Raw genomic sequence first — 12,202 nt, 5'->3', positions numbered from 1 at the left:
GGGGGGGTCGGGCGGTGTAGTTTGATGCTTTTTCGTCCGTGCGCAACAGAGCCGGGGGAAAACTCACGCTAGCTCTTACCTTACTTACATCGGTTTGTTCGCACTGGAAGTACACCGCCCGACCCCCGCCAATATATGCAACGTAAGCTCAGGAGCGTTAGCATTTCGAAATGATTTCTACAGAGCAAAAATTTTCAATCGCGATCACAGGGTGTAAGTTAACGAGCCGATTACCGGTTAATTAACCGGTAATTAAATTGAATAACCTACAATTTTTTGCGATGTCCGGCGTGAGAGAGTTTGCCGATCAACCAGACCCTGCCTGAAAAATTTTGAGCAGGGTGTGAAGGGGGGGTTGAAAATTTTTTACCGGAGATCGATTGCGATGCTGATAATGATGTAACTCACTCAGGTTTTTAGCTGGTAGTGTACATTGCCAGGATTCACGAAGAAAGTATGAGAAAAATACTGATGTCATTTGGACGTGGCTCCAGATGCCACCGAATCCAATCCGGAACCGGGTTTTCACGTTTGATAGTGGGGCCAGGAGGGTCTGACAGATTGTCGCAGGGTAACTCCGAAGGAGAATTTGAGTGGGGTGAGGATAATCTTTCGTTTATTCCCGGTATGAGATAGGGGTTTTAGAGTGTAGCTGGACCGGGCGCGCCGGTACCGGAAGTGAATCTGCCGCGAAAGAGACCTCTCTGAATTCCGATTTTTTTTAAATCCTGCTGGAGATTTCCAGTCACGCTAAAACTCATTACGGGAAGGATCCAACAATATTTCATGCGGAAGGTTCGCCAGTGCAACCGCACCGAGAGCCCCGATAACACCATTGCCGCCAAAGAGCGCGATCCCGAACCGCTCTGCGGTGACTTCGGCAACAGGCCGGGAGATCACTGTTTCCCGGACCATCTTCCCGTATTCACGGAGCCCATCCTGCATGCAGAGGCCTTTCCGGACCGCCATACCCCATTCAGATGACAATGATTCATCGCCGATGAAACGCCGCGCTTTTTCAACCAGCGCATCATACTTGTCCGGCTGGACTGCCAGCTCAAGAAAGCTTGCGGAGTTCCCCGCAGTCTTCCGGAAAATATCCGGGTTCAGCATGGCTACGTGATGGCTGATGGGTATGACACCTTTGATCCGGCTCAGGTAATTGAGGAGCGCAAGCGCAAGCGCAAAGGTTGCACCACCCTCCGGGGAATCCGTATCGTCAATCCCGATCGTTATCTGCATCAGGGCTTTGGTCCGGACACTTCCCTCAACAATATTCTCCTTGTGCTGCGTTTCAATGCGGACAACGCCCTCCGCACGGGACATCATATCGGAGAGAGAATATGCCGGCCCGCCGATGCAGCGGATGTGCTGGACGATCAGGTCATCCTGGCGTTCAACACCATAGACCCCGACCGCAGATTCTGGCGGGAGCCCGACCGTGATTTCAGAAAAGCCCAGCCGGGCCGATTCTTTGAGGAGCGTCCCGTCCCGTTCGACATGCGTAAGTACACCTTTGGCAAGAGCATGGTGGTACCCGCAGAACGCTGCACATGCACCGCTCATGCAGTCATGATAGATTGCAACAACGTCACCATCGACCGTGGTGAAGATCCGTCGGCAGGTGCTGGAAGGAATCGCGCTGATCGCAGCGTACTGGGCCGGGCTCCGGCCCCGTTTCTCGTGGCGGATGAGAACACACCCCTCGCGGACAAGCCGGTTCACCCAGTCCTGCGCGGTGCTCCGGGGAATCCCGGCCGACTTCTGGATATCAGTAACAGTAAATTGCCCGTTGTCGAGTGTGAACTGGCGCATCATGCGCAAATAGTGCCGGCGGTGTTCAAGCACGCTGGACATAACAATCCCGGATGAACAGCAGATCCCCGATGATGGCGCTGGCCGTCTCGACCGACCCGGCTCCCCGGCCGATCATGGTGATCTCCTTGGCCATATCGGTCTCGAGAGTCAGCGCATTCAATGTGCCCTGCGTTACGAGAGGATGGCTCTTCTCTATGATGCGGGGTGAGACCCGGAACAGGTTCCTGCGGGGGCATGCTTCAGCAATCAGGCGGATAGTACAGCCTTCGTCTTCAGCCAGACGAAGTGCATCGGCGGTAAGAAGATCGATACCGGTCCGGTCCACATCCTCCAGTTTAACGCCATTGCCCCAGATGGTATTTGCAAGGATGACCAGTTTGATCGCGGCATCTATACCCTGGACATCATATGTGGGATCCGCCTCGGCATATCCGAGTTCACGCGCTTCCATGAGGGCCTGGGCGTATGTGAGCCCTTCGTCTGCCATCCGGTTGAGAATGTAATTGCAGGTCCCGTTGAGAACGCCGTACAGCGCAAGTATCTCATTACCGGCAAGGCCGTGTTCAAGCGTGTGCATGATCGGGATTGCCCCGGCAACCGTTGCCTCGTACCGGAATGCAGCGCCGTTCTTCTGCGCCAGTGCCTTGAGTTCTTTATAGTGGAGTGCCACCGGCCCTTTGTTGGATGTGACCACGTGTTTCTTCCGGTTGAGCGCTGCTTTGATGTAGCCGGTGGCAGGTTCTCCCGAAAGTGCGTTGGTTGGTGTCACTTCGATTAATGCATCGTAATCGGCGTTTTTTATCACGTCAATAGCAGGGATCGTTGAATCCCCACACATGCCGGTCTTTTTCTTTGTGGCGAGAACCTTGGCGATATTGATCCCGCGATCGCTGATGAGGCCGGATTTCGAATCTGCGATGCCAGTGATGGTCAGGCCGAGATCTTTTTTTGCAATCATTTCGGCAACGCCCCGGCCGACTGAACCCATCCCAATCAATGCAACCTTCATGCGATCTCCCCCAGGGGTTCGATCATGAGAAGATCTTTCTTCTTTGCGACCTTGCGAAGAATGGCAAGTGCAGACTCCATATCCGTCTTACTCAGGGCCTTGATCGTTATCCTCGATGATGAGCGCTCATTGACGGCCGGCATGCTCATGGAGAGCTCACAGACTTCTGCATAGCCCGTTGAATCGATCTGGTCAACCGTGTCGGAGAGATCGGTGTGCATCAGGTGCCCGATCAGGATCACGGTCCGCTTGTACAGGAGGCGTTCTTCGCCAATACGCTGGATATGGACACCCTGTTCTTTTAAAAGAACGATGAGCTTTTCCAGTCTCCCCTCCGGCAACTCGAGAACGATCTGGACATCCAGGATATCGGTGTCCTGGTCCGGTTCCCGCTGGTGGATGACTGCGATGATATTGCCGCCAACATCGGATATGGGTTTTATTGCCGCAACGAGCTGGCCGGGCGAATCTTTCATCTCGAGTTTCATGGAGACCTGCATCCTAACCACCTGACAAGTAGTAGATCGCCTTTCAAGATAAGCCTTTATTTTGGTTATTACACAATACGGTATTTCTCTCAACCGTAAACTGGATAAAAAAGGATGGTGCGCGTAGTGGTATCGTTTACGCACTCATAGATTACGGAGTTTTTTATCCACTTTCTCGAAGAAGTTGCGTTTCACATCAACAAACCGGCCGGGAACCGGGTGCCGCGTTACCTGAATGGTACTGGACGATCCGAGATCAATGGTCTGCTGCCCATCAATAACCAGTTTGGCCGGCTTCGCGCTCTCCAGCCGGATCTCAAGGCTCCGGCTGTCACTGATGAGATGCGGGCGGGATGAGAGCATGTACGGCGCGAGGGGAACCAGGAGGAATCCCTGGATCCGGGGATCAACAATCGGTCCCCCGGCGCTCATGGCATAGGCAGTTGATCCGGTGGGTGTGCTGATAAGGAGACCGTCCGCCCGGAACTGTTCCGCGATTGTCCCGTCAATGATAATGGAGAATCGCAGCATCTTTGCCGGGCGGGTGGTGACAATCAATGCTTCATTCAGCGCTACACCTAGGGGAGTGTTATCACCGGCAAGAGAGATCCGCATCCGCTCCTCAACAGAAAAACCCAGGGGTAGTGTGCGCAGGAACGCCGGTGCCCCGGAAGGTTCAAGGTCCGCAAGGAATCCAACCTCCCCCCAGTTGATACCAAGAACCGGGAGAGGATTATCCATTTCCTGTATTGTCCGCAGGATCGTACCATCTCCCCCAATGACAACTGCGACATCAGCACCAGTACCCGTAAGGGGAACTCCGGTCTCACCGAGAGCTTCAGCAGTATCGTGATCGAAAACTGTTGCACAACCGGCATCATCAAGGATATGGCGCACCGTTCGTGCGAAGGCCAGAGCCTCCCGGTTATCGACGCGTGACACAATCACCGCTCTCATCAGGGATCACCTTAGATATTCCACAACCTTGTGATGCAGTACACTATTCGTTGCAACAATACACCGGCCAATGGTCACTTCATTGGGAAACTGGATTTTTTTACCATTGAGATCGGTGACCTTGCCCCCGGCCTCGGAACAGATGAGCATTCCCGCTGCGGCATCCGTCACGCGCAGGGTTCCGCGGAGATCGATAAAGCCATCAATTCTCCCGCACCCCACATAGCAGAGTTCCAGTGCAGACGCTCCGAACAGGCGCCATCGCCGTATTTTCTGCCCTAACTGCATCACCCGGGTGGGATCGAACTTCCGCCCGTACACGCTCATGGCACATTCGTCAAGGTTGGCAACATCCGAGACATGGATAGCATTGCCATTACATCGCGCGTACTTCCCTTTTTCTGCAGTGAATGTCTCACCGCTCGAAAGGTTACGGACATATGCTTTCTCGACAACACCCTCACGGGCATAGGCTATAGACAGGGCATAAAACGGGATACCCGCAACCGCATTGAATGTACCATCAACAGGATCAAGGAAGATCGTTCCCTCTTTGCCGTCGAATCGCACCTTGCCTGCTTCCTCGCTTATAAGAAGTGAACAAAGTGGCGTCTCCTCCAGGTAATGGATAATGCAGTCCTCCGCAACCTGATCGATCAACTTTGTCGGCGTCAGATCTGCACCCATCCGTACGGTTTTGCCACCTTCCGCGGTCCCAACAAGTTCTGCTATGCTCTCTTCAACCTGTTCTGCCATCTGGCTGCATGCTAAGAAGAAATCTTGTTTCATGAAAGGGAGTTCCCGGATTTGCTTGTTATCTGCGTTGTATTTATGTAATGCAACAGAGATAAATTACTAACGCGTATACACAATTAAGGATATTCAGGTGTAAACCATGAAGGAACAGACTGAAATAGGAAAGATCAAGGAAGGAAGATATATTGTAATCGAGGATGAACCGTGCAAGGTTGTCGGTATCGCTACGTCAAAGCCGGGAAAACACGGTGCGGCAAAAGCCCGTATCGATGCCGTGGGTATCTTTGACGGAGTCAAGAGATCCATCGTCCAGCCGGTATCAGCAAAGACCTACGTGCCGGTTGTCGAGCGTAAAAGCGGCCAGGTTCTCTCGATTGCCGGCACCACTGCGCAACTGATGGATATGAAGGATTTCACCAACTTCGAGATTCCCATTCCGGAAGACAAAGCCGGCACAATTGAAGTCGGGAAAGAGTACATGTACATCGAATCGATGGGCAAGAAGAAATTTGATTAACGCATTCAATAGTCTCTTTTTTTATATCGTTGGATTATCACATCCGAACATGCAGGAAGGTTTTTGTCCGGGTCCCCTTTTGGACATACTTGAATCTTAAAAAAAAGTAACCGGAGCCCGAGCGCGATCTAGTAGTTCCCGATGTACCGTGTCGGGATCTGGATTTTTATCGAATATGAATCCAGGGATTGGGCGGTAACGATGAAGTAGTAATGCCGCTGACCTTCATAGAACTTCTCAGTCCATGGGCGGGGATCGACAACAGTGGTTGTCTCCGTTTCGATTGTTTGCAGTTGATTTGTTTTGAAATGAGTGTTATCTTCTTTGTCAACCTCTTTATCGCTCACAATACCCTTCCACAGGTTCAAATCAATCCCCCCCGGAGGAGTGATAGTCCTTACAATCCGGTTGGGATCATCGCCATCCATAACCTGAATGGTGAACTCGGGTTTTGCTGTTGAATACGAGCCTGATATACCACTGTGTGCGATTCCCTTCGTTGACTCAACCTCAACAGTATCAGGTTCGAGTTCGCTGGTGGGATTTACCGTATAGACAATCTCCCAGTAAGGGAACGGGATATACATGATACTGGTAGTGCCGCTGCTGCCGGTTGAAGACGCGATAGTGGCAAACGTGGTCATGTTAGTATCGAGACCGGTATCATTGAATTTTGTTCCTGTAATTGTTGACTGGTTTGATGAAATACCGTAAACAGAAGAATTTACAAATCCAATGGATTGGGTTGATTTTGGATTCCAGGTTGGCACGGGAGTGAGCACGGTTGTTGGAGCGGGAGTCGGGGTTGTAAGGGGAATTGTCCCCAACCCAGTGGCGGTCTGTGCCGGTACTATTGTTACCGGTTGCTGCGTTGTCGGTATCGGAATACCGGTATTTATCGGTTGGCCGGTTGCCAGGGGTTTGATAACAAGAGCTATGACAAGTACTATTGCCAGTGCCGCTACCAGATAGAGTATGTCTTTCTTATCCATCCCAATTACCACATCTGTCTGAAATTACTATTAGTTTCTGCATAAAGAATGTTTGCTGACATGCGTTACCCAGTCCAGAAATGCCTGTATCAAATAACTGTTTATTACATATAAAAAAGCCGAATGGGGTGTAATACGGAATGAAACGTGAATCAAAATATTAAATAATAATGAAGATAGAATGTATTTACACAGCGGCGGTTACCCCAATACATTCAAAGAACATCAGTGATGTGCAAAAGTATTCCGGGGAATGGGTGATATCTGCATCCCATTGGCCGAAAAAAAATCATAAATTGTTAAAATTCAGATTCTGGTTTTAGGGTAATTATTTATAATATGAAATCCTTTTATCAAACAGGGATGCTGAATCACATCAGTGTCCGCTATGAAACGAAGGTGAATGTATGAATTCCTTAAAACCTAATGACGAGGGATTCACCGGTCTTGAGGCAGCGATTGTACTTATTGCATTCGTCGTTGTCGCGGCGGTGTTCTCTTATGTAGTACTCGGCGCTGGGTTCTTTACAACCCAGAAGAGCCAGGAGACGGTGCACACTGCCGTTGGTCAGGCCAGCTCAGCACTTGAAGTATCGGGTAACGTCATAGCGAAAGCATCATCCACGAGTGCACTTGGGACAGTTGCAATATACCTCCAGCTCTCTGCAGGAGGAACCGGTGTGGATATGACGAAAGTTACCTATACCGTCTCCACCACGGATTTCCTGAAGACCTATACGGACAGCGATACGCAAATAACCCGCGACCGTGTTCAGGGAGATGATTCGGATCTTCTGAACAGCCTGCAAATGGATAAAATCACCATCGATGTCAGGGATGCTACAATCGGCAAGAACGAACGGTTTACCATTGAAGTGAAACCCGACAAGGGTGCAGCACTCCCGGTCTCACGGGTAGCCCCGGCAGCGCTGATCCGCAATCAGGTCTATGAGGTATACTGAGGTGAAGGAAATGAAACGATTTACACGCTATGATGAAGGGTTCACGGGTCTTGAGGCTGCGATTGTGCTTATTGCATTCGTCGTTGTCGCGGCAGTGTTCTCGTACGTAGTGCTCGGCGCCGGGTTCTTCACCACCCAGAAGAGCCAGGAGACGGTACACACTGCTGTCGGACAGGCAAGCACGAGTCTCGAGCTTGTCGGCAATGTTTACGGTGCAGGATCCGGAACTTCCGCGCTGAAATACATCCAGATCACCGTAGCAACCACTGCCGGTGGCGGATCACTGGATCTCTCGAAATTAACGGTAACATACCGGGACGATGCCGCGTTCGATGAAATTGGTTACGATGCACCCAATTCCAAACTGGATGGTACTGAAGCGACAGTTGCTCCAACAGTAGGTAAATGGATCGTCTCGCAGGTGCTGAATGGCAAGGGTTCAACCCAGACTGCCCTCCTTGAGCCGGGCACGCAGTTCACCCTCCAGCTCCACCCCCCCGACGGTGCGAACACCAATGTGAACCAGAAGTTCACCATTGAACTGAAACCCGCGATTGGTGCAGTCCTCCCCATTTCAAGGACGGTCCCTGCAGCAATCGAGAGTGTCAACCAACTCTACTAATCCCTTTTTTTCACCAGGTTCTGACAGAGAACACAAATTCTGTGATGGACTCTGGGAATGTTGGCATAAGTGGCTTGCATAAGGAAATACCGGTATTCACAATACAATCCCGTTCACGAGCATAACGATAGAAATACTAATCATAATGGAATAATCCCGGAAATCGGCGAACCTTTTTATAAATTCTGTTCTGTAGAACCAGGCATGAACCAATCCGGTTCATCTATGACAATAAAAATATCTTCTGTAGACCATAATTTTCAGGTTATCTGATCATGCCCTCTTGTGCAACCGGGTCAGATGGGAGGGAGCACAATGTGATCTCCAGAACAGATAATGCGTCATCATCACAACGACAGGGGCACAATTTAAGGAGATTGCTTACATGACAAAAATAAAAATTATAGGATGAAATGAATAATTTCAACTGAATGTAAAAATATAATTCCCGAGGGACTCCACTTCAGAGATTTTCAAAGCGAATGAGCAAAAAGATGATTCAGATATGCCAATTATCATGAACCTGCCGCAGAGATAACTATTTCGGGATGGTGGCAATCATCGCAAATGAGGGTATGAACAATCAATTAATCACACCGGTATCACTCAATGATCATAGGAAATTTTTCGTAAATCGCTGATATAATGAGGAGCGTCGCACCTTTCCCTTGAGGCGAGGGGGCTTTTGCTATTATTATATTCTCATCGCTTTCTGTGGATACGGGCATTGGTTATTGCGATAACTTCAGATTGCCTGTCCTACTCAGGATAGTGTATCATGTAAAAAAACCTTTTTATAAAGAGAAAAATTTAAACCGTTTTTCACCGGCCATTCCCATTTCCCGCAGGTGAGTTTTCAGGGTGCGGTTATCGATATACCAAATACCTGATGAAAAATGGTATCGGTCAATGGTATCCAGAACGTGTAGCCATTGAATTTTGCAACCGAATAAAGAAAGACCATCATCATCTGCCATGCAAGGACAAATACGATCAGGATAAGAAAACAGCGGGTCAGGAGGACGATGTGCTCTTTTCGGAAGGATGAGAACCAGAATCCTGCAATAAAAAATACCATCAGGAATGTAATGACCATCTTGAAAAAGAGGGTATAACCGTCATATCTTCCGCCGAACGGAGGTAGTGCGACAATCCCGACAAGGATGAGCGGGACACCAACAACAGAATATTTTACCAGTCGTGACAGTGTTGTGCCTGTGCTGGGGGGAAATCCATGGAAGTTCAGCAGGTATACTCCAAGAATGCCCACGGTAAGATACGCCGGCATGAGGTAACGGACATCCGGGGTAATGCCATGACTTGTATTCATCCCCTGGAAACTCTGCAGGTACGTGATCATAACCGCAAGGGTCATAAGAAAAAGGAAAAAAAGGATTGGTTTATCCCGGGAGGGGAACCGTTGTCTCTTTGATAAGGTCAGCAAAAAGAGCATCACTGCGATAAACGCCAGCGGGCAGACCAGGGTAAATCCCATATGTCCTGTTTCCGGATAAAAGAAAACCCCCATAATATCCGAAGGCAGTGAATTCCACGAGGGAACATAATGCCTGCCAATAATCCCTGCAAAATCACCGATCTTACTGAATATACCCGGATCGACAGAAGGGATATTCTGTACCGCAGTGACGGGTGAAATCACCTGGGCATACCGTGAATGCGAAGTAGTGGTCTCTTCCAGGATATAGAGGGGAACTAGGGGGTTTCCGGTTGTAATTACATTATTGACGATGAGTGGAATGGATCCCAAGAAAATAAATATGGCAGTGAATACAGCGCAGATTGCCCCCTTAACATCAGTTATGCCGTGCGTTGTCCGGTATGCCTGGTAACCGATCATGAAAAGCCCGGCACCAATTGCCACAGTAAAACCCATTTCCGGGCGAGGCCATGCCAGCAATCCGATACAAAAGAATGCACCGGCCGCATCCCACCAGGAATCCCTCCGTAGATACCGGATAAAGAAATAGATCACCAGTGCAAACAGCGTTGCAGTGATCATATGCTCTTTTGCCGTAGATCCCCAGAAAACGAACGATGAACAGGCAATACATAGGAATGCCCCGAGCAGGGACTTCCACCTGTCCTCAAAGATCAGAAGACAGATCTGATATGCCAGCACAGCGATCACAGCAAAGAGCAGATGATTGGTAAAAATTATTGCCGCAACTTCCACCGGTGCATCAGCTGCTGAAAAAATGAACGGTGTATAGAGAAGAAGATTCGTAGTAAGGAGGACGAATGAAAGAAGAATTGCACCAAAGGTCAGACGCATTCCTCGGATAGAGGCATACTTCGGGAAAAACGTATCGATCAGGAGCGCAATGAGCAGGGGGATTATTGCCCACAACAAAATTATTGCAAGCCGGAAATTGTCTGCAAAGAGACTAAAACATTTGATGATCGGAAGCGCCAGAACCGGAAGCGCCAGATTATACATGAGAATATTCTGTCGTTCAGTAAAGTACGGGCCGGGCGTACCATTCTTGAATACACCATATTTTCCTTCATTCATGGTGATCTGGTGCCCGATATTGAGCTGGTTAAGCTGGTTGGCAGTAATCCATTCATCGTTTATAAAAAGAGAGGGGGCGGAAAATGCGATGATGAAGAACAGAGCAAAGAGAAAAATAATGATTTGCAGCGAATATCTTCCAGCATATCCTGACAGAGAACGCGATCCATCATTATTCCCCTTTCCGGCAACATATTTTTCGGATCCCGCAACTGTATGTGCCCCGGGGAAACGGGTTGCTGGCCCCGTTTTCCCCACGTCCCCTTTTCTGTTACTCATTACCGATAATACTCACCATAAAACTATTTACTTTTTAGGTATTCGGGTTGCATATTGCCCACATGTCGGAAAGATGACCATTTTAAAATCCCCTGTGTGAAAAAAACCTCCACCATAGGAAAAAGCGAGATTACGAAGAATAAATCCACATCCGATCCACAATAGTGAGAACCAGTTCAGTAAACCATCAAAACAATAGGAAGGGAAAAATTTTACACGCGCAGAAGATGTAATATTTAAAAAATCACATTTTTCCATAATAATTGGCTTAAATTTCCTGCGGGTATCTTAATTTAACTTCAGTTCCTGACACAAATATTTATCAATAACTGAAAAGATATAAGCAAGAGAATTATCATGGCAGTCAACCAGTCACAGGTAGACCACATCATCACTGCCGCTTCCGAGGATGACCCGGAAGTCAAGCTCCAGAACCTGGAGCGTGAGGTTGACCTCATCAAAACCTCCATCAAACGGCTTCTCATGGACATCCGGGAACGGATGAACGAGCTGGAGAACCCGTTTACCATTGTTGCAACTGCTGCAGGGACAGGTGCAACACCATCTCCTGAGACCACTGAAGAGGAAGAGGCAAAAGCGGCAGCCCTCCAGGAGCGGGAGGATGCGCTGGCTGCCCGTGAATCAGAACTTGAAGATTCACAGGCAAAGATGGATGCAGATAAAAAGAAGGGTCTGGACGCTGCCAAAACGGAACCGGAAACACCTGTTGATGATGAGAAGAAACATCTGGATGAACAGATGCTTGCCCTGTTCCGGTCACAAATGGGCGGTGCCCATAAACCAACCCCGGCCATCCAGGCTGCCGCCAATGAGAAACTCCGGCTCCAGAAAGTATACAAACTCTTCAAATGGACCCACAATTCCGTCCGGAAATTCGGGCATGACCGGCTTGAGATTATGCTGGAGTCCTACCGTGTCATGGGTTACATTTCAAAGGAGTCTTGCGATGAGATCCGTGAGATATCCCGACTCATGCCGGCAAATCTTGGGGATGAACATGAAGTGGGACCGGATGAATTTGTATCCGAGCTCTATGGACTCAACCGCATCCTTACCCCGAATGACACGTCCCTCGATCAGGATATGATTGAAGTTATGATGGAGCAGCGCCAGCAGGTTCCGGTTATACCCGGACGAAAGCCCGAAGATCGAATCGATCTATCAGCACTCTCTATCAGCGAGAAAAAGACGCCATCTAAAAATAAAGAAAAAGATGATGAATGGATGAACCTTCCGGATCGGATATAA

General features: G+C 49.2%; 12 protein-coding genes. 5 read left to right on the top strand and 7 right to left on the bottom strand.

Features of this window, described 5'->3' with window-relative positions:
• Window positions 1-750 precede the first annotated feature (750 nt).
• From LUQ43_RS08915 to LUQ43_RS08895, 5 genes are all read right to left on the bottom strand, one after another.
• Window positions 751-1,857, bottom strand: a complete 1,107-nt coding sequence (locus LUQ43_RS08915; protein WP_299966462.1) for a helix-turn-helix domain-containing protein — start codon at window positions 1,855-1,857, stop codon at window positions 751-753.
• Window positions 1,841-2,827 carry a homoserine dehydrogenase gene (locus tag LUQ43_RS08910; RefSeq protein ID WP_299966460.1) on the bottom strand — a complete coding sequence of 329 codons (987 nt, stop codon included), beginning with the start codon at window positions 2,825-2,827 and terminating at the stop codon, window positions 1,841-1,843. The genes LUQ43_RS08915 and LUQ43_RS08910 overlap by 17 nt, the downstream gene beginning before the upstream one ends.
• A complete protein-coding gene (locus LUQ43_RS08905; protein ID WP_299966471.1) occupies window positions 2,824-3,315 on the bottom strand; it encodes an amino acid-binding protein in 492 nt (163 codons plus the stop codon). The genes LUQ43_RS08910 and LUQ43_RS08905 overlap by 4 nt, the downstream gene beginning before the upstream one ends.
• 144 nt (window positions 3,316-3,459) lie before the next feature.
• A complete protein-coding gene (locus tag LUQ43_RS08900; RefSeq protein ID WP_299966458.1) occupies window positions 3,460-4,272 on the bottom strand; it encodes an NAD(+)/NADH kinase in 813 nt (270 codons plus the stop codon).
• 6 nt (window positions 4,273-4,278) lie between these two features.
• The gene (locus tag LUQ43_RS08895; protein ID WP_299966456.1) at window positions 4,279-5,061 is read right to left on the bottom strand and encodes a bifunctional fructose-bisphosphatase/inositol-phosphate phosphatase; all 783 of its coding nucleotides are present in this window, start codon (window positions 5,059-5,061) and stop codon (window positions 4,279-4,281) included.
• A gap of 106 nt (window positions 5,062-5,167) precedes the next feature.
• On the opposite strand from LUQ43_RS08895, the gene LUQ43_RS08890 reads away from it, so the two are divergent.
• On the top strand, window positions 5,168-5,545 hold the full coding sequence (locus tag LUQ43_RS08890) for a translation initiation factor IF-5A (RefSeq protein ID WP_299966454.1): 378 nt from the start codon (window positions 5,168-5,170) through the stop codon (window positions 5,543-5,545).
• 128 nt (window positions 5,546-5,673) lie between these two features.
• Here LUQ43_RS08890 and LUQ43_RS08885 read toward each other — a convergent pair whose 3' ends face one another.
• Window positions 5,674-6,537: a hypothetical protein gene (locus LUQ43_RS08885; protein WP_299966452.1), complete on the bottom strand. Its 864-nt coding sequence runs from the start codon at window positions 6,535-6,537 to the stop codon at window positions 5,674-5,676.
• Between the two features lie 407 nt (window positions 6,538-6,944).
• Between LUQ43_RS08885 and LUQ43_RS08880 the strand changes: the two genes are divergently transcribed.
• Together LUQ43_RS08880 and LUQ43_RS08875 are read left to right on the top strand one after the other, a co-directional pair.
• A complete protein-coding gene (locus LUQ43_RS08880) occupies window positions 6,945-7,499 on the top strand; it encodes an archaellin/type IV pilin N-terminal domain-containing protein (RefSeq protein ID WP_299966449.1) in 555 nt (184 codons plus the stop codon).
• Window positions 7,500-7,509: 10 nt separating this feature from the next.
• Window positions 7,510-8,121: an archaellin/type IV pilin N-terminal domain-containing protein gene (locus LUQ43_RS08875; protein WP_299966447.1), complete on the top strand. Its 612-nt coding sequence runs from the start codon at window positions 7,510-7,512 to the stop codon at window positions 8,119-8,121.
• 856 nt (window positions 8,122-8,977) lie between these two features.
• Here LUQ43_RS08875 and LUQ43_RS08870 read toward each other — a convergent pair.
• Complete coding sequence (locus LUQ43_RS08870) at window positions 8,978-10,414, bottom strand: hypothetical protein (protein WP_299966445.1); 1,437 nt, start codon at window positions 10,412-10,414, stop codon at window positions 8,978-8,980.
• A gap of 49 nt (window positions 10,415-10,463) precedes the next feature.
• On the opposite strand from LUQ43_RS08870, the gene LUQ43_RS08865 reads away from it, so the two are divergent.
• Together LUQ43_RS08865 and LUQ43_RS08860 are read left to right on the top strand one after the other, a co-directional pair.
• A complete protein-coding gene (locus LUQ43_RS08865) occupies window positions 10,464-11,033 on the top strand; it encodes a hypothetical protein (RefSeq protein ID WP_299966442.1) in 570 nt (189 codons plus the stop codon).
• A 257-nt stretch (window positions 11,034-11,290) separates the two neighbouring features.
• Window positions 11,291-12,202 carry a hypothetical protein gene (locus tag LUQ43_RS08860; RefSeq protein WP_299966440.1) on the top strand — a complete coding sequence of 304 codons (912 nt, stop codon included), beginning with the start codon at window positions 11,291-11,293 and terminating at the stop codon, window positions 12,200-12,202.

It is taken from the genome of Methanoregula sp. (genome assembly GCF_028679125.1).
GTDB lineage: Archaea > Halobacteriota > Methanomicrobia > Methanomicrobiales > Methanospirillaceae > Methanoregula.
Note: the sequence above shows the minus strand (reverse complement) of the source record. Positions and strands in the feature narration are given on the sequence as shown.